At 68.0% G+C, this 24,485-nt stretch carries 21 protein-coding genes; 11 read left to right on the forward strand and 10 right to left on the reverse strand.

Going from position 1 to position 24,485, the window contains the following annotated elements; genetic code table 11:
* Positions 1-47 precede the first annotated feature (47 nt).
* The 3 genes from DIE06_RS15395 (at position 48) to DIE06_RS15405 (ending at position 2,350) form a co-directional block, all read left to right on the forward strand.
* Positions 48-1,436 (forward strand): nucleobase:cation symporter-2 family protein, encoded by a 1,389-nt coding sequence (locus DIE06_RS15395; RefSeq protein WP_124662156.1) that lies wholly within the window; start codon positions 48-50, stop codon positions 1,434-1,436.
* A 98-nt stretch (positions 1,437-1,534) separates the two neighbouring features.
* Entirely contained in the window at positions 1,535-1,972 is a 438-nt protein-coding gene (locus DIE06_RS15400; protein WP_124662157.1) for an NUDIX hydrolase, read from the forward strand.
* A gap of 78 nt (positions 1,973-2,050) precedes the next feature.
* Positions 2,051-2,350, forward strand: coding sequence for a hydrogenase maturation factor (locus tag DIE06_RS15405; protein WP_124662158.1), 300 nt, complete (start codon positions 2,051-2,053; stop codon positions 2,348-2,350).
* Positions 2,351-2,387: 37 nt separating this feature from the next.
* On the opposite strand, the gene DIE06_RS15410 is transcribed toward DIE06_RS15405, so the two are convergent.
* Entirely contained in the window at positions 2,388-2,600 is a 213-nt protein-coding gene (locus tag DIE06_RS15410) for a hypothetical protein (protein WP_124662159.1), read from the reverse strand.
* A 345-nt stretch (positions 2,601-2,945) separates the two neighbouring features.
* Here DIE06_RS15410 and DIE06_RS15415 point away from each other — a divergent pair, with 345 nt between their 5' ends.
* Positions 2,946-4,106: a DUF4382 domain-containing protein gene (locus tag DIE06_RS15415; protein WP_124662160.1), complete on the forward strand. Its 1,161-nt coding sequence runs from the start codon at positions 2,946-2,948 to the stop codon at positions 4,104-4,106.
* Between the two features lie 452 nt (positions 4,107-4,558).
* On the opposite strand, the gene DIE06_RS15420 is transcribed toward DIE06_RS15415, so the two are convergent.
* The 5 genes from DIE06_RS15420 to DIE06_RS15440 form a co-directional block, all read right to left on the reverse strand.
* A complete protein-coding gene (locus tag DIE06_RS15420; RefSeq protein ID WP_124662161.1) occupies positions 4,559-5,425 on the reverse strand; it encodes an IclR family transcriptional regulator in 867 nt (288 codons plus the stop codon).
* A gap of 109 nt (positions 5,426-5,534) precedes the next feature.
* Positions 5,535-6,941, reverse strand: a complete 1,407-nt coding sequence (locus DIE06_RS15425) for an MFS transporter (RefSeq protein WP_124662162.1) — start codon at positions 6,939-6,941, stop codon at positions 5,535-5,537.
* Positions 6,942-7,055: 114 nt separating this feature from the next.
* Positions 7,056-7,889 (reverse strand): sugar phosphate isomerase/epimerase, encoded by an 834-nt coding sequence (locus DIE06_RS15430; protein WP_124662163.1) that lies wholly within the window; start codon positions 7,887-7,889, stop codon positions 7,056-7,058.
* Positions 7,890-7,928: 39 nt separating this feature from the next.
* Positions 7,929-8,540, reverse strand: a complete 612-nt coding sequence (locus DIE06_RS15435; protein ID WP_098553472.1) for an NIPSNAP family protein — start codon at positions 8,538-8,540, stop codon at positions 7,929-7,931.
* Entirely contained in the window at positions 8,537-10,282 is a 1,746-nt protein-coding gene (locus DIE06_RS15440) for an FAD-dependent oxidoreductase (protein WP_124662164.1), read from the reverse strand. The genes DIE06_RS15435 and DIE06_RS15440 overlap by 4 nt, the downstream gene beginning before the upstream one ends.
* A gap of 138 nt (positions 10,283-10,420) precedes the next feature.
* On the opposite strand from DIE06_RS15440, the gene DIE06_RS15445 reads away from it, so the two are divergent.
* A complete protein-coding gene (locus DIE06_RS15445; RefSeq protein ID WP_124662165.1) occupies positions 10,421-11,317 on the forward strand; it encodes an NAD(P)-dependent oxidoreductase in 897 nt (298 codons plus the stop codon).
* Positions 11,318-11,331: 14 nt separating this feature from the next.
* Here DIE06_RS15445 and DIE06_RS15450 read toward each other — a convergent pair whose 3' ends face one another.
* Positions 11,332-12,378: a Gfo/Idh/MocA family protein gene (locus DIE06_RS15450; RefSeq protein ID WP_124662166.1), complete on the reverse strand. Its 1,047-nt coding sequence runs from the start codon at positions 12,376-12,378 to the stop codon at positions 11,332-11,334.
* A gap of 216 nt (positions 12,379-12,594) precedes the next feature.
* Here DIE06_RS15450 and DIE06_RS15460 point away from each other — a divergent pair, with 216 nt between their 5' ends.
* From DIE06_RS15460 to DIE06_RS15485, 6 genes are all read left to right on the forward strand, one after another.
* Positions 12,595-13,893 carry an ABC transporter substrate-binding protein gene (locus tag DIE06_RS15460; RefSeq protein ID WP_124662167.1) on the forward strand — a complete coding sequence of 433 codons (1,299 nt, stop codon included), beginning with the start codon at positions 12,595-12,597 and terminating at the stop codon, positions 13,891-13,893.
* Positions 13,894-14,029: 136 nt separating this feature from the next.
* Positions 14,030-14,899, forward strand: a complete 870-nt coding sequence (locus tag DIE06_RS15465; protein WP_124662168.1) for a branched-chain amino acid ABC transporter permease — start codon at positions 14,030-14,032, stop codon at positions 14,897-14,899.
* Positions 14,896-17,451, forward strand: coding sequence for a branched-chain amino acid ABC transporter ATP-binding protein/permease (locus tag DIE06_RS15470; protein ID WP_124662169.1), 2,556 nt, complete (start codon positions 14,896-14,898; stop codon positions 17,449-17,451). Before DIE06_RS15465 ends, DIE06_RS15470 begins: the two co-directional genes overlap by 4 nt.
* Entirely contained in the window at positions 17,448-18,290 is an 843-nt protein-coding gene (locus tag DIE06_RS15475; RefSeq protein ID WP_124662170.1) for a shikimate dehydrogenase, read from the forward strand. Before DIE06_RS15470 ends, DIE06_RS15475 begins: the two co-directional genes overlap by 4 nt.
* A 324-nt stretch (positions 18,291-18,614) precedes the next feature.
* Entirely contained in the window at positions 18,615-20,393 is a 1,779-nt protein-coding gene (locus DIE06_RS15480) for an FAD-binding protein (RefSeq protein WP_124662205.1), read from the forward strand.
* 62 nt (positions 20,394-20,455) lie between these two features.
* Complete coding sequence (locus DIE06_RS15485; RefSeq protein WP_124662171.1) at positions 20,456-21,286, forward strand: aldo/keto reductase; 831 nt, start codon at positions 20,456-20,458, stop codon at positions 21,284-21,286.
* A 291-nt stretch (positions 21,287-21,577) separates the two neighbouring features.
* Here DIE06_RS15485 and DIE06_RS15490 read toward each other — a convergent pair whose 3' ends face one another.
* From DIE06_RS15490 to DIE06_RS15500, 3 genes are read right to left on the reverse strand one after another with little or no spacing between them, the layout of a single operon-like run.
* Positions 21,578-22,960: an LLM class flavin-dependent oxidoreductase gene (locus DIE06_RS15490; RefSeq protein ID WP_124662172.1), complete on the reverse strand. Its 1,383-nt coding sequence runs from the start codon at positions 22,958-22,960 to the stop codon at positions 21,578-21,580.
* A gap of 26 nt (positions 22,961-22,986) precedes the next feature.
* Positions 22,987-23,754, reverse strand: a complete 768-nt coding sequence (locus DIE06_RS15495) for an ABC transporter permease (RefSeq protein WP_124662173.1) — start codon at positions 23,752-23,754, stop codon at positions 22,987-22,989.
* Positions 23,751-24,485, reverse strand: coding sequence for an ABC transporter permease (locus DIE06_RS15500; protein ID WP_124662174.1), 735 nt, complete (start codon positions 24,483-24,485; stop codon positions 23,751-23,753). The genes DIE06_RS15495 and DIE06_RS15500 overlap by 4 nt, the downstream gene beginning before the upstream one ends.

The raw sequence follows: 24,485 nt of genomic DNA on the forward strand, positions 1-24,485 counted from the left end.
CCTTCGGCTAAAATGCCGCACTTTCCACCTTGTCCGGCCCGCTCGCCATGCAACCCGCCTCCCCCGCCCGATCCGCCTCCCACGGCGCCGACGCTGCAGACCCGTCGCACGACCTCGTCTATGGCCCGAATGACCGGCCGGCGCCGATGGTCGCCTTCGTCGCCGCGCTGCAGCACCTGCTGGCGATCATCGTGCCGATCGTCACGCCCGGGCTGCTGATCTGCCAGGCGCTCGGCGTATCGAGTCGAGATACGACCCTTATCGTGTCGATGTCGCTGGTGATTTCCGGCATCGCGACCTTCGTGCAGTGCAAGCGCTTCGGCCCGCTCGGCGCCGGCCTCCTGATCGTGCAGGGCACCAGCTTCAACTTCGTCGGCCCGCTGATCGCCGGCGGCAGCGTGATGGTCAAGCAAGGCACGCCGGTCGAGACCGTGATGGCCGCGATCTTCGGCGTCGTGATCGCCGGTTCGTTCGTCGAGATGAGCGTGTCGCGCATCCTGCCGTTCGTGAAGCGCCTGATCACGCCGCTCGTCACCGGCATCGTCGTGCTGCTGATCGGCCTCACGCTGATCAAGGTCGGCCTCGTCAGCATGGGCGGCGGCTACGGTGCGATGGCCAACGGCACGTTCGCGAGCGCCCAGAACCTGACGCTGTCGTGCCTCGTGCTCGGCACCATCATCCTGCTGAACCGCGTGCCGATCGTGTGGGTGCGCAGCACCGCGCTCGTGATCGCGCTCGTGATCGGCTATGCCGCGGCCGCGGTGCTCGGCCGTCTCGACTTCACCGGCGTGCACCAGGCCGCGCTGTTCCAGGTCCCGACGCCGCTGCACTTCGGCATCGGCTTCTCGTGGTCGCTGTTCGTGCCGATGCTGATCATCTATCTCGTCACGTCGCTCGAGGCGATCGGCGACGTCACCGCCACCAGCAAGATCTCGAAGGAGCCGGTCGAAGGGCCGGTGTGGATGCGGCGGATCAAGGGCGGCGTGCTCGTGAACGGTGCGAACTCGCTGCTGGCCGGCGTGTTCAACACGTTCCCGAGCTCCGTGTTCGCGCAGAACAACGGCGTGATCCAGATCACCGGCGTCGCGAGCCGATACGTCGGCATCTGGATCGCGGGCATGCTCGTGGTGCTCGGCCTGTTCCCGGTCGTCGCGGGCGCGCTGCAGGCCGTGCCGGAGCCCGTGCTCGGCGGTGCGGCGATGGTGATGTTCGGCGCGGTGGCCGCATCGGGCATCAACATCCTGTCCGGTATCCCGCTCGATCGCCGCGCGCTGCTGATCATCGCGGTGTCGCTCGCGCTCGGTCTCGGCGTGTCGCAGGTGCCGGACATTCTGAACAGCCTGCCGCATGCACTGAAGAACGTGCTGGAATCGGGCGTTGCCACTGGCGGCATCTGCGCGCTCGTGATGAACTGGTTCCTGCCGGAACAGAAGTAACGCGACGGACTCCATGACGACGCGGCCCGGCCGACGGGCCGCGTCGTGCTCGACGAGCCCGACTTGGCCGGGCGCCCGACTCTCGCTAGAATCGGCTCATGCCTCAAGCCCCCGTCTCCACGAATGCGCCGGAAGCCAGTGCGGTCCCCGTCAAGGAACGCGCGACCGTCGTGTGCTACCGCGAACAGCAGGTCTTGCTCGTTGCGCGCGTGTCGTCGCGCTGGGCGCTGCCCGGCGGCACGATCAAGCGCGGTGAAGCGCCGCTCGAGGCCGCGCATCGGGAACTGCTGGAAGAGACCGGCATCACCGGTCAGGCGCTCGTCTATTCAATGCAGTTCACCGGGCTCGCGAAGGTGCATCACGTGTTCTTCGCCGAAGTCGGCCCGGAGCATACGGCCCAGGCGAGCAACGAGATCGAGAAGTGCAAGTGGTTTCGCATCGACGGCATCGACGAACTGCGCGCAAGCATCCCGACGAAGCGCATCGTCGAACTCGTCTACGAGCACGAAATCCTCAAGTCATCCCCAAGTAAGTAGACACCCCCCGCCGGCTCGAACGAGCCGATATGATGCGCCCACGGTCCGTCGTCGCGTTCCCTTCCGAGCGAGCTGCAGATGAACAGTGCGTACACCTACCGCGGATACACCATCGATGTCCGCTGCGAATTCCGGCTCGACGAACCGCGCGACCACGCGTCACCCGCCCCGCTGCGGTTCGGGTTCGTCGCGGTCGTGCAGGTTCGCGCGGCCGGCATCGCGCCGCACCTGCTGGCGCCGGTCCGGCTTGGCGACGATGGCGGCCGCCTGTTCGACGACAGCGTCGATGCGCTGCGCGCAGGCCGGGCGGCCGGCGAAATCATCGTCGACGATCTGTTGGTCGATGCCGGCGCCGCCGACGGGCGGGCGCATTCCTGAGCAGCCAGTCGGCCCGGAACGTTCTGCGCGCCGGCGCTCAGTGCATGCGTTTTCGTCGTAGTTCGTGCGTGGAATAGACGACGAGGAAGATGCCGAGCATCGCGACGCCGGACGCCAGGAAGTCGTTTGCGGTTCCCGCGCTGTTCAGCGATTTCGGGAAGATGCCGAGACTCAGTCCCGCGGCAGCCAGGAGCACGCCTGCCGCCACACCCCACACCGGTCCGGTGGTCTTTTCGATTGTGTTTTTCATACAGCACCCGTCTACAGTCATTACCTGAACGGTGGCGGCGCATGGCGTCGCGTCTACCGTTCGTGCTTCGACTATAGCGGGGAAATAATCGGGGCGGATTCGGTGCTTTCACCGATCAAGTTTTCGCCGATCGCAAATGCGCCGAGTCCCGGCGACTCACCCTCCGCGGATTCATTCTTCGCGAGCCGCATTCCCAGCCATTGCGTCGCGAATACCCCTCGAATTGCGCCAGCCCTTACGCTCCGACGCAGAATTTACGCTTCGTTTCAAAGCTGTCCACATGCTGGACGGGCCCCGAAGCTATGCTTCGTTGCACCCACAATCACATCGGAGGGGGAGATAACAATGAACAACACGTTCTGGAAGGCCGCACTATGTGCGGCCATGGTGCCGTTTGCACTCGCAGGCTGCGGTGGTGGCGACGGCGGCGGCAGCGTGCAAACCGGCACGCTGCACGTCGCGATGACCGATGCACCGTCATGCGGTTTCGATCACGTATTCGTGACCGTCTCGCAGGTTCGCGTCAATGCGAATGCGAATGCTTCCGATAACGATGCCGGCTGGTCGACGATCACGCTGGCGACACCGCAGAAGATCGACCTGCTGTCGCTCACCAACGGCGTGCTCGCCGATATCGGCCAGACCGCGCTGCCGGCCGGCCAGTATCAGCAGGTCCGCCTCGTTCTCGCGCCGAACCAGGGCAACACCCTCGCGAACTCGGTCGTCCCGACGGGCGGCACGGAACAGGCGCTCGCGACGCCGAGCGCGACGCAAAGCGGCTACAAGATCATCCAGCCGTTCACGGTGCAACCGAACACGCTCGTCGACCTCGTGCTCGACTTCAACGCGTGCAAGTCGATCGTCCAGCGCGGCAACGGCACGTATGCGCTGAAACCGGTCGTCACCGCGATCCCGACCGTCGTGAGCGGCGCGATCTCGGGCTACGTCGCCTCGGCGGAAGCCGGCGCGACGGTGTATGCGGAACAAGGCGGCAAGGTAGTCCGCGGCACGGTTGCCGATGGCACCGGGAAGTTCGTGCTGTCGCCGCTGATCCAGAGCTCGACGCAAGGCAACTACGACGTCGTGATCGTGCAGAACAACTTCGCGTCGGGCATCGTGCGCTCGGTTCCGGTCGTGGTGAACACGACCACGGCGGTTTCGGCGTCGAACGCCCCGATCGCGCTGCCGGCATCGACGATGAGCACGGTCAGCGGCACGGTGACGCCAAGCGCCGCCGCGTTCGTGCGGGCACTGCAGACCGTCGATGCGAACGCGTACGAGATCACGTCGATCAACGCGAACCTGGATACGGGCGTGTATGCGCTCAACGTGCCCACGGCCGCACCGATCGTCGGCACTTACTCGGGCTCGCTGCCGGTCGCGCTGGCTGCGTCGCCGACCGCCGCGGCACAATATACGATCGAGGCGGACGCAGCGTCGGGTGCCACGCAATCGACGAACGTCAACGCAACGACCAGCCAGTCGAACGTCAATTTCAGCTTCTGACGCGTCGGCAGCATCAACGAAAGGGCCGCACGGCCCTTTCCTCAATAACGGGAGAACGAAGTGAAGAAAGGGGTTATCGCATGGCTCGCCGCGGCGAGTGTGGTCGGCACGCTCAGCGGATGCGTCGCATACGTTCCGGGTCCGCCGGTCGTCATCGCGCCGCAGGGCGGGCCGGGGAACGGGTTCTGCCCGCCCGGGCAGGCGAAGAAAGGCAATTGCTGAGTGCACGAGGCCCGCGGAAACGCGGGCTTTTTTCATGATCGCTGCATGACGGGCATGGCGCCGGAATGGCGAAAGGCAGCCGACTCCGACCATCGCTCGCGCAGACCCGCCAGATAAGACTCCCGCAGTCGCAGATAGCCTCCTGCCCGCAATCCTGCCCATATTGGGCTCAGCGGCAATCCTGTATCGAGGCTAACGAGCGTTTCGATACGGCCGCGTGCGCCTCGTGACTACTTCGCCGCTCGCTTGCGCGCCGGCGTTTTCGGTGCACTCACCGGCTCCGGTTCCAGCTTCGCGGGCACGCTGCCGGCACCCGTCCGTTTGAACCACGGAGAGCCGAGCGTGGCCGCGCTCATGTCCGACGCCGCCTCGAGCAGCAACGGCGCAAGCTCCTTGAGGCGAGACTCCGGCAAACGACTCGTCGGGCCGGCCAGACTCACGATACCGACCACTTCGTCTGTCACCGGGTTGCGCACCGCTGCGGCAATCGACGTCATGCCGATCTCGTAAGTCTCGATCGCCACGCCGTAGCCGCGCTCGCGTGCGCCGTTCAGGTCCTTCAGGAACTGCTGGATCGTCTTCGGCGCGCGCGGCACGTTCTGCGTCTTCGCGCTGAGCCCGCCCTGCTTCGACACCAGCTCGATCGCGCGCTCGTCGGGCAGCGTCGCGAGCCATGCCTGGCCGCTCGCGGTGCAATGCAGCGGCGGCTGGCTGCCCATGTCCGGGTCGTAACGCAGGCCGGATTTCGCGCCCTGCGCCTTGCCGACGAACGTGATGTGATCGTCCTCGACCACACCGAGCCGCGCCAGTTCGCCGGACGACTCGGCCAGGCGATCGAGCACCGGCTGGGAAATGTCGAACACCCCGCTCGTCGACAGGTAGATCAGCGCGAGCGACACCAGCTTCAGAGCCAGCATGTACTCGCCGTGCTCTTCGTCCTGACGCACGAACCCTTCGTCGATCAACATCGACAGCAGGCGATGCGTGCCGCTGCGCGGAATGTTCAGCGTATCGGCAATGGTGGCCAGCTGCATGCGGCCGCCGTTCTTTGCCAGTAATTCCAGCACTGCGAGCGCACGCTCGAGATTTCCTGCCATGGCGCCTTCTCGTCCGTATGGTGAATGTCAGATAAGAACATAATTCCACACTGGAATTCAAGCGAATTTGCGCGGCGCCGCGACCGTGGCCGTGGCGCCGCGCCCGCCGTCAATGGCCGGCCGCCCCGCTCACGGCCACGAACGTGCCGCGATGGCGCACGCCCTTGAGCAGCACCGCTGCGCCGCCCACGGCCGCCGGCACCGCAAGCGCCGCGAAGACCTGGCCGAAGCTCCAGTTCGCATGAAGCATGGCCGCGCCCAGCATCGCGCCCGCAATGCCGCCGAAGCGGCCGACGCCGAGCATCCAGCTGGTCCCGGTGGCCCGCATCTCCGTCGGATAGGAGCCGGCCGCCAGCGCGCAGAAGCCCGTATTCGAACCGTTCATGCAATAGCCGATGCCGAACGCCAGCACGCAGATCATGGTGAACGGATGGGCCGACACGCCCATGTACCACGCGAGTGCGCCGCCGGCGAGCACGGTCGCGCCGAGCGCGGCGTGCGGATTGAAGCGGTCCATCTGCCAGCCGATCAGCAGCGAGCCGACCGTGCCGCCGGCCTGGAACAGTGCGCCGACGATCGCCGCCTCGGCGAGCGAAAACCCGAGCCCGCGAATCAGCGTCGGCAGCCAGTTGCCGAGCAGATAGACGGTCAGCAAGCCCGCGAAGTAGCAGATCCACAGCATCACCGTGCCGAATGCATGTTCGCGCGACAGAATCGCGCGGACGGGGCTGCGCGCATCGCGCACCGGCTCGGCCGACACGAAACGCGTGCGTGCGTCGGCCACGCCGGGCTGCACGCGATTCAGCACGCCGATGAGCCGTGCGCGGCGCGGCTCCGACAGCGCGAGATAGCGCGCGGATTCCGGCAGCCATTTGACGAGGATGGGCACGTATGCGACCGGCAGCACGCCACCGAGCAGCAGGACCGAATGCCAGCCCCACGTTTCGATCAGCCACGCGCTCACGAAGCCGCCGCCAGCCGCCCCGAAGGTAAAGCCGCAGAACACGGCCGTCACCATCAGCGCGCGCCGCCGCGGCGGCGCATATTCGGCCATCAGCGTGGCCGCGTTCGGCATCGACGCGCCCAGGCCGATGCCGGTCAGAAAGCGCAGCACCGTCAGCGACACCACGCCGGTCGCAAACGCCGACGCGATGCTCCACAGGCCGAAGAACATCACCGCGCTGACCATCACCGTCTTGCGGCCGTAGCGGTCGGACATCGGGCCGGCCGTGAGCGCACCGAACGCGAGACCGAGCAGGCCGCCGCTCATCACCGGGCCCAGCGCGTCGCGCGGAATCGACCACGCGCTGGAAATCGACGGCGCGATGAAGCCGATCATCACCGTGTCGAGCCCGTCGAGCATCACGATCAGCATGCACAACAACAGCACGAGCCACTGGAACGAGCCCACCGGCCGCGTATCGAGAAACTGTTGAACGTCGAGCGATCGCGCATCTTTCGATTCGCGATCCTGAATGGTTTGCCTGGGCCGTCGGGCCGTCTGCGAGGTAGTCATGCTGATGTCTCCGGGGATGTTGTTCTTGTATCGTTTCGAATGCCCGATCCGCACGCCAGTGCAATGCCTGGCGCCGATCGGGCCCGTTGGGCCGCGAAGGCGGCCGCTACGCGATCAGGCCGGCACGGCCGCCGCGTCGATCACGGCATCGGTCGCTTCGCGCAGGCGGCGCGCCCGCTCGACGGCGGGTGTCGTCTTCGCCCACGCTTCGTTCGGCACCTCGACGCTCACCGGCAACTGCGCGGGCAGCGCGCGCAGGAGGCCGGCGAGGTCGAGACCGCCTTCGCCCGGCACCATCCGCGCGCAGCGTGCCTGGAACAGCAGCCTGTCGACATCGGTCGGCCGCGCGGCCGGCGCATCGCAGAACTGCACGTAGCCGAAGTACGCGTGCGGCAACGCCCGCAACGCGTCGAGCGACGAGCCGGCACGATCGAAGTGGATCGGGTCGACGATCAGCCCGGTGTTGCGCCGGCCGCACGCGTCGACGATGCGCGCACCGGCGCCGATGTCCTTCACGTCGGTCCACGGCATCGGCTCCAGCGACGGCGACAGGCCGAGCGGCGCGGCCAGGTCGCAGAGCCGGCCGAGCCGCTCGACGGTGCGCGCTTCGTCGGGGTCGTTACCGGCCACGAGGACGTAGCGCGCGCCGAGTTCCGCCGCCGTTTCGAGCATCGGCAGGTAATGCGTCACGTCGGTATCGGGCTTCAGCCGCACGATCTCGACGTCGAGCACGCGCATGCCCGTATCGCGCAGGACCGCGAGCGTTTCGCGCTTGAGCCGCGTATCGCCGACGATCTCGTGGCGAACCTCGGTGTCGGTAGCCGGCAGCAGTCGCAGTCCGACGTAGTCGTAGCCCGCGTCGACGGCGCATTGCACCATCTGCGGCGGACTCAGTTCGAGCACGGTCAGCGCCGACAGCGACAGCGCGCGGGATTGAGGCTGGGTCATATCGTCTCCTTGAGCGTCATGGCGCGACACGCGGCACGTTCAGCGCAACGGCGAGAACGGCGCGGGCACGCAGATTGTCGATTCCATGGTCGTGAGATGGGCCGGGCCGCCCTTCGGCGGCCAGATGCCGTCCTTGACCGCTTCGGCGCGGATGCGCGAACGCTCGTCCACGCTCGCATACGGCCAGATGTTCAGGAAGCGCGGCGTATCGCCGTCGAGCGCATACATCGCGCCGACCAGCGGCGAGCGCCGGGTGCGCTCCGGCACCGCCTGTTCCCACACGTCGATCGTGTGCTGCAGGCTGCCGAGCTTCGTGCCGTACACGCGCATCTCGTAGATGCCGCCGTGCACGGCCGGTTCGATCGGCGGCAGGAACGGGAACAGCGCATAGCTGGCCGTCTTCACGTCGATGATGGATTCGCCGCAGCCGAACGGGTTGCCTTCGAGCAGCATCCGCTTGCGCTCGGCGACAAGCGCGGCCTCCGATTCATAGCCGCGCAGCACCAGCACCTGGCCGAGCGTGCCGATGTCCGAATACCACGCGCCGAGCAGCTTGCCGCCCTGCGGATCGCCGCTGGCCTGAATCCCTTCGAAGACCTGCGCGTTCGCGCCGATCTTCACCGTGAGCGTCACTACGTCATACAGTGTCATTGCATTGTCCTCGAGGATGAATCGATGCCGGCACGCGCGGGTTCGGGCGCGGCGTCGGCGAGAGAAAGGCCGGCTAGATAACCGAAGGTCATCGCCGGGCCGAGTGTGATGCCGCCGCTGGGATAGCAGCCGCCCATCATGCTGGCCGAATCGTTGCCGACCGCGTAGAGACCGGCGATGGCCCGGCCGGCTGAGTCGAGCGCGCGTGCATCGCGATCGGTGGCCAGGCCCGCGAACGTGCCGAGGCTGCCGGGCAACACCTTCACCGCATAGAACGGCCCCGCTTCGATCGGCGCGAGACACGGATTCGGCTGCTGGTCCGCGTCGCCCTGCACGCGGTTGTACGGTGTCGAGCCCTTGTGAAACGCCGGATCGCAGCCTTGCTTCGCGTACTGGTTGTAGGCCGATACCGTGTCCGTCAGCGAGGCTGCGTCGATTCCGCATTCGCGCGCGAGCGCATCGAGCGTCGCGCCGCGCTTGAGATAGCCGGAGCGCCGGTACGGGCCGGTCGGGAACGGAAACGGCTTCGAGAAACCGAGCCCGTAGCGCCGCTGAAAGCGATGGTCGCAAACGAGCCACGCGCACACTTCCTCACCGGCCGGCGTCGTGTCGAGCAACGCGGAAATGAAGTCGTGATACGACGACGCCTCGTTCACGAAGCGCTTGCCCGCGCGCGTCACCGCGATCACGCCCGGCTTCGCGCGCTCGATCAGATGCGGAAACGCGACCGCATCGCCGCCCGGCTGCGGCACCAGCGAGACGGGTGCCCACGCGGCCGGCGCATCGAGCGACCGGTCGACATGCGCGCCGATCGATTCACCGAGCCTGATCCCGTCGCCGGTATTGCAGCGCGGCGCCGCCGACCAGTGTTCGCGGCCCGACGGCGTGTAGGCGAACGTCTGCGCGCGCCGTGCCTGATCGTGCGGGAAACCGCCGCAAGCCAGCACGACGCCGCGCGCCGCGCGCACCTCGTGCACGATGCCGTCGATCGCCACGCGTGCACCGGTCACGCGTGCGTCGTCGCGCACCAGACCGATCGCCCTCGCATTCGTGCGCAGGTCGACCCCGCGATCGGCGGCCGATTTCAGCAGGCGCGCGACGAGCGCATTGCCGTTGACCAGATGCATCGAGCGCCCGTAGCGCAGCTTGTGCCACCCGAACGCGGCCAGCCGGCGGCCGACATATAGCGCCGACTTCAGCGAGCGCGTCGCGCGATAGAAATGCGCGAGATCCTGGCCGGACGCGAGCGCCATCCCCTTGAGCGTCGTCACCGACAGCGGCTCGCGCAACCGGTCGATCAGCGGGCCCAGCTCGCGGCCGTCGAACGGCATCGCGCAGACCGAGCGCCCGCCCGTGCCGGCGCCCGGCGTGGTGTGGAAATCGGGAATGCGGTTGCCGTCGACGAAGCGCACGGCCGTGTTCCGCTCGAAGAATTCGATCATCTCCGGGCCGCGTTCGAGCAGCGCATCGGCCTTGGCCGCATCGAACTGCGCGCCCAACTCGTTCTTCAGGTACGTGCGCGGCACCTCGATGTCCTCGCGAATGCCGGCCCGCGTCGCGAGCGGATTGCGCGGAATCCACATCCATCCGCCCGACCACGCGGTCGTGCCGCCAAACACGGCCTCCTTCTCGGCGACGATCACGCGCAACCCCTGCGCCGCCGCCGTGACCGCCGCCGCGAGGCCGCCCGCGCCGGAGCCCAGTACCAGCACGTCGCAATCGAGTATCGGTTCACGCTTCATGTTCAGTCTTGCCCGTTCAGTGTCTCCAACGCCGGATGCAATCCGATCGCGACGTCTATGGAATGTTCTTTCGAAGTGGAATACTATTCCACAAAAGAAGGTTTAGCAAAGACTTTGTGACGACATGGAGGCAACGCAATGCGAGTACTGGTAACGGGCGGCAGCGGTTTTCTCGGCGCATGGATCCTCAGGAGGCTGCTGGCGCGCGGCATGGAATGCGTGAGTTTCGACGTGCGCACCAACCCTCGCCTCGTCGAGGCGCTCGCGCCCGAACGGGCCGCGGCCGTGCAGTGGCGCACCGGCGATATCGCCGACGCGGCCGCCACGGCGCGTGCATTCGACGGCTGCGATGCGGCGATCCATCTCGCGGGCATCCTCACGACGGACTGCGCGGCCGATCCCGTGCGCGGCGCGCAGATCAACCTGATCGGCACGCTGAACGTGTTCGAGGCCGCGCGCTCGGCCGGGCTGCGACGCGTGCTCTATGCGAGCAGCGCCGGCGTGTTCGGCCCCGACGACGGCACCGTGCCGCTGCCGCAAACCCACTACGGTGCGTTCAAGCTGGCGTGCGAAGGATCGGCGCGCGCGTACTGGCACGACCACGGGATCGCGAGCGTGGGCTTCCGTCCGCTGGTGGTCTACGGCGCCGGACGCGAGACCGGATCGAGCGCGGGGCCGAGCCTGGCGTGCCGGGCGGCCGCGCACGGCGAGCGCTACACGATTCCGTTTACCGGCGCGACGGGCCTCGTGTTCGCCGACGACGTCGCCGCCGCCTACGAGGCCGCGCTGCTGACCGACATCGACGGCGCGCACGCATTCACGCTGGCGGGCGAGATCACCCCGGTGAACACGCTGATCGAGCGGATCGCGGCCATCGTGCCGGGCGTGCACCTCGATGCCGGCGGGCCGCCGCTGCCGATCGCGACGGCGTTCCCCGACGACCCCGCGCTCGAGCGCCTGCTGCCCGGCCTGCCGCGGACCGCGCTCGACGACGGCCTGCGGCAGACGGTGGCGTTCTACCGGCGCCAGCGCTAGGCCGGCGCCTGCGGCTACGCCGCGACGTCCGCGGGCGCCACGCCCGTGCGCGTCGCGGCCGCGCGATGCACGGCGAGCGTCGCCGCGAGCGTGCGCGCGGCGTCGTCGGCCGAACACAGGGGCGCCTCGTCGCCCGCGATCACCGCCGCGAAGTGGCGCAACTGCTCGTGGTACGGATCGGCGCCATGCGGCGTGCAGCGCTCGACCGTCAACGGATCGTGCCAGCCCTTCCCGCTGCGGTATTCCCACAGATCGAGCTGCGGCAGCGTGAGCGACGCATCCGTGCCGACCAGGAAATGCGTGTTCACCTGCTGGCGCGGATAGTGCGCGGCCTCGCCCGCCGCGAGATCCCAGTTCCACGGCGAGGCCGCGCAGTCGGACACGGCCAGCGTGCCGAGCGCGCCGCTGTCGAAACGCAGCAGCACGGCGGCCGTGTCTTCGACGTCGAAGCCGCGCACGCGATTGGACGCCTGGGCCTGCACCTCGACGATCTCGCCGAGCAGGAACCGCATGATGTCGATGTCGTGAATCAGGTTGATCAACACGGGGCCGCCGCCCGCGCGACGGCGCCATTCGACGTCGAAATACGCGTCGGGCTTGTAGAACGTCGCGAGCGCATTGGCCGCGACCGGCTTGCCGAGCCGCCCCGACTGCACGATCTCGCGCGCGCGCCGCAGGATCGGGTTGTGGCGTCGATGGTGGCCGACCAGCAGCGGCACGCCGGCTTCGCGTGCGGCGCGACCCAGCTCGGCCGCCGCTGCGACGCTGTCCGATACCGGCTTCTCGATCAGTGCCGGCACGCCGCGCGCGATGCATACGAGGCCGACCTCCACGTGTGTCGCATTCGGCGTCGCGACGATCGCGCCGTCCGGGCGCACCGCGTCGAGCATCGCCGCGTAATCGGCAAACCCGCGCAGCCCCTCGGCACGCGCGAACTGCTCGGCCGCCGGCGATGGATCGGCGATCGCCACCACCTCCACCTGCGCATGCGTGCGTGCGCGCTCCACGTGCATCCGCCCGATTGCGCCTGCACCGATCACTGCCAGCCGTCTTCTTGCCATCTCGTCATCTCCGTTGTTCGGGACGTCCGCATCGCGTCGAGTCGCTCTCATTCCGGACCGACCGGGTGAATACCCCGATTTATTGAAATCATCTTTGATTGTTGAATGCTATTCCACTTCTAACTAGAATTCACGAAAAATTTCGACACGTGTCGCGCGGCCCGCCCCCGGACCGCGCGGAGTCGACCCTTGACCAGGAAACAGGAGGCCAGACACATGACGGACCAGCACGAGCAGAACGACTCCCTTTCCAGCCATCCGTCGGACACATCCGACAGCCCGGCGTTGTCGCGCCGCGCGTGGCTCGTCACCGCGGGCAAGGCGCTCGCCGGCAGTGCGGCGGCGCTCGCCGCGCCGGCGATCGTGCGCGCGCAGGGCGAGCAGCCGCTGAAGCTGGGCCTGCTGATGGCCAAGCAGGGCGTGTGGACCGAACAAGGCGAAGTGATCGCGAACGGCGTCAAGCTCGCGCTCGACGATGCGGGCAACCAGGCGCGCGGCCGGCGTGTCGATCTCGTCTGGTACGACGAACCGAATCCGCAGTCGGCGCAGCAGAACATGCAGAAGCTCGTCGAGCAGGACAAGGCGATCGCGGTCATCGGCGGCACGAACAGCGGCACGTCGCTCGCGATGTCGTCGGTCGCGTGGCGCACCAGGACGCCCTACATCGCGCCGAACGCCGCCGCGCGCGAGCTGACCGGCAGCAGCTGCAACCCGTACACGTTCCGCGTGCTGAGCCCGACACCCGTCGCGTGCCGCGCGCTCGCGCCGTCGCTGCTCGCGATCGGCAAGAAATGGCACTTCCTCGTCGCGAACTATGCGTACGGGCAGGACATTCAGCGGGCGATGTCGGACCTGCTGAAGCAGTCGGGCGGCTCGATCACCGGCGCCGACGTCACGCCGCTCAACACCACCGACTTCAGCTCGTTCATCCTGAAGATCCGCCAGTCGAAACCCGACGTCGTGCTGCTCGGGCTGCCGGGCGGCGACCTGTCGACGTTCCTGAAGCAATACGCGGAAATGGGCATGAAAGGCCGGATCCCGGTGGCCTGCCCGATCATCGGCGACTCGGATCTGTGGTCGATCAACGCCGATGCGGCGACCGGTTTTTACGGCAAGCCGTGGCATTTCAGCGCGCCGGGCCATTCGCCGGAAGAAGTCGCGTTCGTCAAGAAGTACACGGCGAAGTACGGCAAGCCGCCGGCCGACAAGGCCTGGATCGGCTGGTTCACGGCGCGCGCGCTGCTGCAGGCGATCAACCACGCGAAGAGCACGTCCGGCGCGGACATCGTGCAGAGCCTGGAGACCATTCAGCTCACCGACGGCAGCGGCCCCGCGTATTTCCGCCCGTGGGACCACCAGCTGTTGCGGCGCTGGAGCGTGTTCAAGGTGAAGGACCGGATCTCTGACAAATGGGACTGGCTCGACCCGATCTCCGTCGTGCCGCAGAACCCCGCCGACCTCGACCGTCTCTTCGGCACGCGCGACGAGATCGGCTGCAGGATGGCCGCGCGCTGAGCCCGCGCGCCCGCCGCCGCGGCGGCGCACGGACCGACACAGCCTCAAGCGTATCCCGCGCGCGTCGCGGCCCGTCGCTCGCCCGTCACGACGGGCCGCGGCGCGGCGGCGACGGGCCGCACTCTGGAGTAAGGGCATGGCTGAAATGTTGTTGTCCCAGGTCGCCAACGGACTGGTGCTGGGATTCCTCTATGTATTGCTCGCGATCGGACTGTCGATCATTTGCGGGCTGCTCGGCATCGTGAATTTCGCGCATGGCGCGCTCTTCGCACTCGGCGCGTATTTGGCGATCGCGCTGTCGACACGGTTCGGATGGGCTGCCGTCGTGCTCGCGCCGGTGCTCGTCGCGGCGGTGGGCGTGCTGATCGAAGTGGTGTTCATCCGGCGCCTGTACGGCAAGGAGCCGCTGCTCGGCCTGATCGTCACGTTCGCGCTGTCGCTGCTGCTCACCGCGCTGGTGCGCCTCGTGTGGGGCGCGGGCGGCCTGCCGTTCAGCCCGCCCGAGATGCTCAACGGCTTTCTCGTGTACGGGCCGCTGCTGATCACGAAGTACCGGCTGTTCGTGCTCGCCGCGACGGTCGCGATCCTCGTCGTGCTGTGGTGGTTCATGAACTACACGCCGTACGGGCGGATCCTGCGCGCCGGCAGCCGCGATCCGGAAATGGTCGGGCTGCTCGGCATCAACCTGCCGCGCGTGCTGACCGGCGCGTTCGCGCTCGGCGCGCTGCTCGCGGGCGCCGCCGGCGTGCTCGCCGCGCCGCTCGTCACAGTCACGCCGGGAATGGCGACGACCGCCGTGATGCCCGCGTTCGTGATCGTGACGATCGGCGGGCTCGGCTCGTTCGCCGGCGCCGTGGTCGCGGGCCTGCTGGTCGGCGTCGTGACCGCGCTGGCCGTCCAGTTCTTTCCGGAGGGCTCGTCGGTCGCCATGTACGTGCTGATGGCACTCGTCCTTCTCGTGCGCCCTCGCGGGCTGTTTGGTGAACGCTGGGAGCGCTTCGAATGAAACTCGCCTATCTGACCCGCCACCCGGTGGCGGTGCTGACCACCGCGCTCGTCCTCGTGTCGCTCGCGCTCACCGCGACCGGCACGCCGCTCGAGCGCGCGACCCAGATCGCGATCTACACGCTCTACGGGATGGGTGTGAACCTGCTGGTCGCGTACACGGGGCTCGTGCCGTTCGGTGCATCGGTGTTCTTCGGCACGGCCACGTACCTGGTCGCCGTGTCGCTGCTGCGCGTGCTCGGCAACGAACTGCTCGCGCTGGCGGCCAGCGTGATCGTGACGACCGTGCTGGCCGCGCTGATCGGCGCGATCGTGTTGCGCCGGCGCGGGCTGTACTTCTCGCTGCTCACCCTCGCCTGCTCGCAGATCGCGTTCGAGATCGCGTTCAAGTGGACCGATGTGACCGGCGGCGAAAACGGCCTGCAGAACGTGCCGCGCCCGACCTTCCCGACGACCGTCGACTTCCACGTGTTCGCGTGCGTGACGGTGATCGCCATCGCGTATCTGCTGTGGCGCCTCGTGCACGCGCCGTTCGGGCGGGCGCTGCAGGCGTTGCGCGACAACGAGCAGCGCGCGGCGAGCCTCGGCTACGACACGTACCGGCTCAAGCTGCGCGCGTTCGTGATCTCGGCCGCCGTGATCGGCTACGCGGGCGGCCTGCTGTGCCTGATGCTGCAAGGCGCGTATGCGAACAACCTGAGCTGGGAGCACGCGGGCGACAGCCTGCTGATGACCGTGCTCGGCGGCGTCCACCAGTTTCTCGGGCCGCTGTGGGGCGCGATCGCGTTCATCCTGCTCGAGGACAAGCTCAGCAGCCTGACCGAGCACTGGTGGCTGATCTTCGCGCCGATCATCATCGCGTTCGCGTTCTTCTCGCCCGAGGGCATCCACGGCATCGTGCAGCGCCTGCTGCGGCGCCCGCGCTGGACCCTCGTGCGCGACACGATTCCCGCGCGCCCCGACACGATCGCGCCGTATCGCGCCGGCGGCATCGACACCGATTCGGACAAGCCCGTGCTGAGCGTACGCGGGCTGTCGAAGCGTTTCGGCTCGCTCGTGACCGCCGAACAGATCGACCTCGACGTCCATCCGTGCCGGCTGCACAGCTTCATCGGCCCGAACGGCGCGGGCAAGACCACGTTCTTCAACATGCTGACGGGCGTGTTGTCGCCGACGGCCGGCACGATCACGTTCGACGGCAAGGACGTGACCAAGCTTGCGATGTTCCGCCGCGTGCGGCTCGGCATGAGCCGTTCGTTCCAGATCCTCAGCGTGTTCCGCAACCTCACCGTGTTCGAGAACGTGCGGGTGGCCGTACAGGCCGCGCAGCACGATCGCCTCGGCATGTGGCGCGACGCGCACACGCTCGGCGAACAGAATGCGCTGACCTGGTCGCTGCTCGCGGCTGTCGGGCTGGACGATCGCGCGGCGCACGGCTGCGAAAGCCTGTCGCATGGCGAGCAGCGCCTGCTCGAAATCGCGCTGTCGCTCGCGACCCGCGCGCGCCTGCTGCTGCTCGACGAGCCGCTCGCGGGGCTGGCCGAGGCCGATCGCGTGCGCGTGGCGGCGATCATCCGAGAGCTGGCCAACCATCATGCGGTGCTGCTGATCGAGCACGACATCGATCGCGTGCTGACGATCTCCGATCGCGTCAGCGTGCTCCATCGCGGCCGGCTGATCGCGGACGGCTCGCCCGCCGAAGTCGCGCGCCATCCCGAGGTGGTCGAAGCCTATCTCGGCCACGCGAAGGGCGAGCGGCCGGTCGATGCGCGGCTGGCCGCACGACGCGGCGCGCCGCACGAAGACGCCGCGCCGGCGCGACGCCCGCTGCTGCGCCTCGAAGGCGTGAAGGCCGGTTACACCGGCAACACGATCCTCGACGGCATCGACCTCACGCTGCACGAAGGCGAAGTGATCGCGATCCTCGGCCGCAACGGCGTCGGCAAGACGACGACGTTGCGCGCCGCGACCGGCGTCGCCGACGTCACGGCCGGGCGCATCGTGTTCGACGGCCAAGACATCACCGGGCGCCCCGCGCACGAGATCAATCGTCTCGGCCTCGCGATGGTGCCCGAAGGCCGCCGGCTGTTCCCCAACCTGACGGTTGCCGAGAACCTGCGGCTCGCCGCGCGCAAGGGCGGCGCGAGCGTCGACGAGATGTTCGCGCTGTTCCCGCGCCTCGCGACGCGCAAGGACGCGCGCGCCGAACACCTGTCCGGCGGCGAACGGCAGATGGTGGCGATCGCCCGTGCGCTGATGGCGCCGGCGAAGGCCATCCTGCTCGACGAACCGTTCGAAGGGCTCGCCCCCGCCGTCGTGCAGGAAGTGCTCGACGCGGTCGTCAAGCTGCGCGAGCGCGCCAGCGTCGTGATCGTCGAGCACCAGGCCGACATGGTGCTGCCGATCGCCGATCGCGCGTACGTGCTCGTCAACGGCCGCGTCGCGCACGAAAGCAGCGCGGTCGCGCTCGAACAGGACACCGCCACCCAGGCGAAATTGCTCGGCATCGTACATGACGAGGCCGGTTCCACCCAGGAGATGAAAACAGCATGACTGCCCCCTTGACCCCGACCACGCCGGTTTCGCTCGACGAAGGCCTGAGCGGTGCGACCCGCGTCCATTTCATCGTCGGCGATCCGATCGCGCAGGTCCGTTCGCCCAAGGGCGTGACGGCCGCGCTGCGCGAGGCCGGACTCGACGCGCTGGTCGTCCCCGCGCACGTCGCGCCGGACGATCTTGCGGCCTTCTTCGCGGGCATCACGCCGATGCGCAACGTCGACGGCGTGATCATCACGGTGCCGCACAAATTCAGCGCCGCCGGGTTCTGCACGAGCCTGTCCGACGAAGCCGCGTTCCTCGGCGCGGCCAATACGCTGCGCCGCACCGCCGACGGCGGCTGGCACGGCGGCATGTTCGACGGTACGGGCTTCGTCGCCGCGCTCGGCGACGAAGGCTGCGACCTGCGCGGCAAGCGCGCGCTGCTGGTCGGCGCGGGCGGTGCGGGCTCGGCGATCGGCCATGCGCTGGTGATGGCGGGCGTCGCGTCGCTGGACGTGCGCGACAACGATGCGGCCCGCACCGCATCGCTGGTCGACCGGCTGGCGACGCTGCAGCGCGGCACGGTGCGCGTCGCCGCCGCGGACGTCGCACCCGAGTCGTTCGACGTGATCGTCAATGCGTCGCCGATGGGCATGCGGGCGGACGATCCGCTGCCCGTCGACGTGTCGCGCGTGCCGGCCACGACCTTCGTTGGCGACGTCGTCACGAAGCCGCCGCTCACGCCATTCATCGAAGCGGCGCGCGCCCGCGGCTGCCGAACCGTCACGGGCACGCAGATGTTCGCGCGGGTCTGCGACCGGATGGTCGCATTCCTGATCGATACCGCCGCCTGAGCGCGTGCGGTCGGATCGCGAGCGCCGTGCGCGCAGTCGAGCGTCACGCTCTACGACGTCGTGACAACGGAATCGCCTGTCACAGCAGCTAGACCGCGCGCGGCGACGGCTTCAACTCGGCGCCGTCGTCCACGCGCACCCGGTTCGCGGGCGGCGTCGGCATCGTGCACCGCTTCTGCACGCCGCCGCACGGCGCCCCATTTCATTTTTGGAACATCATTCCATTTTTATATTTATTGGAATACAATTCCACAATTATCGGAGCATCTTCCGCCGCGCATGGCATCCGCACGCGCGGCGGAACGACATGAAGGAGACGTGAACATGGGCGCGGTGCATCGGGACTGGGACGAGGAAGTAGACCTGCTGGTATTCGGCGCGGGTGCGGCGGGCATGACCGCCGCGCTCGTCGCGCATCACGAGGGGCTTGCGGTCCTCGTCTGCGAAAAAACGGCCGCGGTGGGCGGCATCACGTCCACGTCGGGCGGCACGACGTGGGTGCCGGGCACCCGCCTGAGCGTCGACGCGGGCGTCCCCGACAGCATCGACGATGCGCGCCGCTTCCTGCAGTCGGTGGTCGGCGCACGCGGCGGCGACGACGCGCGCGAAGCCTTCCTGCAAAGCGGCCCCGATGCGATCGACGAGCTCGCGCGCATCAGCGAAGTCAAGTTCGTCGCCGCGGCCGCGCATCCTGATTACGTGAACGGCCCCGGCGCGGCCTATGGCGGGCGGGCGCTCGTGCCCGCGCCGTTCGATGCGCGCGTGCTCGGCCGCGCGTTCGCGCGCGTGCGCCCGCCGCGCAAGGAGTTCATGGGGCTCGGCGGGATGATGGTCGCGCGCGCCGATCTTAATGCACTGCTCGCGCCATTCGCGTCGGTCGCGAACTTCAAACGCACGATCGCGGTCGTCGGCCGCTATGCGATGGACCGCCTGCGTTTTCCGCGCGGCACGCAGCTCGTGATGGGCAACGCGCTCGCCGCGCGGCTGTATTACAGCCTGCTCAAGCGCCAGGTCGAGATTCGCTTCGACACGCCACTCTTCGAACTGGTCCGCGACGACGGCCGCGTCACCGGCGCCATCGTCACGACGCCGGACGGCGGCCGCAGGCGAATCGGCGCGCGGCGCGGCGTGGTGCTGGCGACCGGCGGCATCACGCGCCATCCGTCGCTGCGCCAGCAGCTCTTCCCCGCCGCGGCACGGCCGCTGTCGCTGTCGCCGACGTCGCATACCGGCGACGGCGTCGACCGCGCACAGCGCGTCAATGCACGGGTCGAAAACGGCGGCGACAGCCCCGGGCTATGGATGCCGTGCTCGATCCGCCGCTCATCGGGCGGCGACGGCGACAGCGTCTGGCCGCACATCATTCTCGATCGCGCGAAACCCGGCCTCATCGCGGTCAACAGCCGCGGCGAGCGCTTCGTCAACGAGTCGGACTCGTATCACGACTTCGTGATGGGCATGCTGCGCGACAGCGGCGACGGGCCAAGCGTGCCCGCCCATCTGATCGTCGATGCGGCGTTCATCCGGACCTATGGCCTCGGCCTGCTGATGCCGGCGCGCAGCGCGGCGCGCATCGCGGCGTTCGAGCGTGCCGGCTATCTGGTCAAGGGCGCGACGCTGGCCGAGCTGGCCGCGAAATTGCAGGTGGATGCGAACGGCCTGGCGCGTACCGTCGCGACCTACAACCGCGACGCCGTCAACGGCGAGGATCCGGCGTTCCAGCGCGGCAGCAGCCCGATGAGCCGCTTCAATGGCGACCCGGCGCAACAGCCGAACCCGTGCATTCGCCCGATCGGCGCCGGGCCCTACTATGCCCTGACCGTATGGCCCGCCGACCTCGCGTGCAGCGCGGGGCTGAGCGGCACGGCGAACGGCGAGGTAGTCGACGTCGACGGGCGCGTGATTCCCGGCCTGTTCGCGTGCGGCAACGATCTCGCGTCGATCTTCCGCGGCACCTATCCGGGCCCCGGCACGACGCTCGGCCCGGCCATCGTATTCGGCTGGCGCATCGCGAAGTTCGTCGCACACGGCGGTGCGGCATCCAACGGCGAAGTGGCCGCGACCGCCGCGCATCGCTCGACCTGCGATAGCGCCCACGGCTGACGAACGCGCCGGCACGGCATGCGCAGGCCGTACCGGCTCAACCCATCGAGGAGGAATCGTTCATGCAATGCATCGTCAACCGCCACGCGTTGAACATGCCGAAACTGGGGCTCGGCACGTGGCCCATGCTCGGCGACGACTGCACACGCGCGGTCGCGCTCGCTCTGGAATCCGGTTATCGGCACATCGATACCGCAGCCGCGTACGAGAACGAAGCGGCGGTCGGCGCAGCCATCGCCGCGTCGAACGTCCCGCGCGAGCAGATTCACGTGACCAGCAAAGTGTGGTGGGACCAGTTGAGCCCCGAGCGCATGCGGCAATCGCTCGACAACACGTTGCGCGCGCTGCGTTCCGACTACGTGGACCTGTTCCTGATCCACTGGCCGGCACTCGACTGGAACCTTGCCGCGACGATCGACACGCTCGTGTCGTTCAAGGAGCAAGGGCGCGCCCGCGCGATCGGCGTCGCGAACTTTCCGCTGCCGCTGTTGCGCGACGTCGTCGAACGGAAGCAGGCACCGCTCGCCGCGATCCAGGTCGAGTACCACGTGCTGCTGGGTCAGGCGAAGCTGCTGCAGTTCGCGCGCGAGCACGACATGGCGCTGATCGCGTACAGCCCGCTCGCGCGCAACCGCGTGTCGGAGATTCCGGAATTGCAGCAGATCGCCGACAAGCATCGCGTGCTGCCGACCCAGGTCGCGCTGAAATGGCTGCTCGACCAGCCGAATGTAGCCGCCGTGCCGAAGGCGGCCGGGCAACGCAATCAGCTCGCCAACCTGGCGTCGCTCGGCGTGCACCTGGACGACGCGGATCGTGCGCTGATCGACGGCCTGCCGAAGAATCAGCGCCTCGTCAGTCCGGCTTTCGCGCCGCAGTGGGACGAGGCTGAGTGAAGAACCGGGCCGGGCATCACGCACGCCCGGCCCGACCCGCTACCCATGCTTCATGGGGAGATTGCGCGGAGCCGTGGCGGAAACCGCAAGCATGCCGTTACCCACGAATCGCTGCGAAATCAGCAATCTGCGCAAACATCCTCAAAGGTTGCCCTCGCGGTTTCTGTTACGTTCGGTGCGCGCCCCAAAAGCCGCAACGGTGTGGCAAACAGTGCTGCCATGTGGAGGGCGCGCTGCCCTGGCCGACAAGCCGGCAGGCAACCGCCGCGTTTCAACGAAATGCTGCCGCCGTCAACACCGAGTCGCCCCAGATTGCCTGAATGACGCACCATAAGCGCTGTCCGCCAGACGATCGCCGCCGCCGAGTCGCGAGCGGAAGGTGCCGGCCTGCGGCGTCGTCCGGTACAAGCCGCGCTTTTTCAGTTCCGGCACGATCAGTTCGGCAAAATCATCGAGCGTACCCGGGCTGATCAGCGGATTGAGCATGTAGCCGCTCGTCGTCGATTGCCGCGCATGCTCGGCGAGCTGGTCCGCGACTTCGTCCGGCGAGCCGACGAGGATCAGGTCGGTGCCGCGCGTGACGCTCGCGAACTTGCGCCGCACGTCACCGGCGGTCAGCGGCTTGCCGCTGCCGTCCGGTCGCACCACGTAAGATGTCAGTCCTTCCGTTTGCGTCGTCAGCGGTTCGTCGTCCGCATAGCGATCGATGTCGATGCCGGTGTCGCCCGCATAGCTGACGAGTTGAGCTTGCAGGTGATAGTGCTGCTGCAGCGCGTGGTACTTCTCCTTCGCGTCGGCCGACGAACGCGCAGTCACGATGCGCAGCACCGTGAGCGCCTTCACATCCTCCGCTGCACGGCCGTTTTCGACCGCCAGCCGCCGGATTTCATCGAGGCCGGTGCGGATCTCGTGTGGATTCGACTTCGCGACGAACACCACTTCGGCGTGCTTTGCCGCGAATTCGCGCCCTCGCCCGGACCAGCCAGCCTGGATCAGCACCGGGGAGCGCTGCGGCGACGGCGCACAGACGTGCGGGCCATGCACGCGATAATGCGTGCCCTCGTGCGCGATCGGCCGCACACGATCGCCGCGCGCGTAGCGCGGCTCGCGCTTGTCGGCGACCACCGCGTCGTCCGCCCAGCTCCCCTCCCACAGCTTGTACACGACGTCGAGAAACTCCTCCGCGCGCGCGTAGCGCTCGTCGTGACCGATCATCCGGTCGAGCCCGAAATTGCGCGCCGCGCTCGTCAGGTAGGACGTCACGATGTTCCAGCCGATCCGGCCGCTGCTCAGGTGATCGAGCGTGCTGAAGCGCCGCGCGAGCGCGAAGGGATGTTCATACGTCGTGCTCGCGGTCACGCCGAACGCGAGCCGCTCGGTCTGCGCGACGAGCGCCGGGATCAGCATCATCGGATCGTTCGCGGGCGACTCCACCGCCCACCGCAGCGCCGCGTCGGCCGAGCCGCCATAAACGTCATACAGACCGAGCACGTCCGCGAAGAACAGCATGTCGAGGTCGGCCTGCTCGGCCTTGCGCGCGAGATCCGACCAGTACGCGAGCGTATTCGCGCGCAGCCGTTCGTCGGCGGGATGGGTCCAGAGGCTCGGCGCGCCGCCGCAGCCGACACTGGCTTGTTCATAAAGGGAAAACAGCAAGGGGCGAGGATCGGACATCGTCGTGTTCAGTGCAAAAGCAGGAATCAGTTGGGTGCCGCCCACGCGCCGGACGATGCGCCGCGGCGCCGTGCGGGCATGCGATCGTCGGGCTCGCGCGTCAGGTAGCGGTTGAGGTGTTTCTCGAGACGGGCGGCAGGAATCGTCAGCAGCGCGACCAGCACGACATAGACGATCGCCGCGCCGGCCAGCGGTTCATAAACTCGCAATGTTTCGAAACGAAGCGTATTGGCGGTCCCCATCACATCGAACACCGTGACGGTCGACGCGAGGACGGTCGATTTCAGCAGCAGGATCGCTTCGCCGGTGAGCGCGGGCAGCGCGAGTCGCCACGCACGCGGACCGACGATCCGGCGCAGTACACCCGCCCGCGTCATTCCGTATGCATGGCCAGCCTCGATCTCGCCGGCCGGCACGCCGGCAATCGCGCCGCGCAGGATCGTCGCGACATACGCGCCCTCGTTCACGCTCAACGCGACGACGGCGTACCAGAACGCATCTCGCAACAGCGGCGACGCCCAGCTGTCGCGCATCCATTCGCGCGGGACGATCTGGCCGAAGCCGTAATACAGCAGATAGAGCTGCACCAGCAGCGGTGTACCGCGAATCAGCATGGTCCAGCCGCGTGCGGACCAGCGGTACGGTGCGTGACGCGAGCTTGCCGCAAGCGCGAGCGGAATGCCGATCACCACGCTGGCGATGCCGGACAACAGCAACAGCGCCAGGGTCGTCGGCACCGCCGCGAACAGCTTCGGCATCACCGTCTCGAGCAGGAACGTCAGCGAAAAGCTCATGCGCAGGCGCGCCTCGTGCCACGATTCACGTACCGTTCGAGCGCAGCGAAAAGACCCGTCGACGTGATGCTCAACAACAGGAACAGCGCGGCCGTGACCAGGTAGAAGAAAACGTAATGCCGCGTCGCACCGGCGGCGAGCTGGCTCGCCTTCAGCAGATCCGTAAAGGAGCCGAGTACGCTGATGAACGACGCATCCTTGGTCGCGTTCAGCCACACGTTACCGACGCCAGGCAACGCAAGCCGCGCCGCAATCGGAAGCCGGACGCGAACCAAGGTTTGCCACGGGCTCATTCCGTACGCGTGCGCCGCCTCGATCTGCCCGACCGGTACGATGACGAGCGCCGCGCGGAAGATGTCGGTCAGATAGGCGCCCTGGATGAAGCCGAGCGACAACGCGGCCACGATGAACGGATCGAATGCGAAGCCGTCGGGCACCAGACCGCTGCTGTGCAGGACGGACTCGAGCGCAGGTGCGACCGCATAGAACGCGAGCAGCAGGCACAACAGTTCGGGCAGCGCGCGCACGAGTGTCGTGCAAATCCGTGCCAGCCACGCGAGCGGCGCGTGCCGCGACAGCTTGCCGAGCGCGCCGGCGATGCCGAGCAGCGTCCCGGCGCAGAACGACGCAGACGCGACGCCGAGCGTCAATGCGAACGCGCCGGCGAAGATGCGGCCGTAGCCGCCGTCGCCGAACGCAAGCAATGCCAGCAGCGAATCGTCCGCGGCCAT

It is taken from the genome of Burkholderia sp. Bp8998 (genome assembly GCF_003854235.1).
Lineage (GTDB): Bacteria > Pseudomonadota > Gammaproteobacteria > Burkholderiales > Burkholderiaceae > Burkholderia.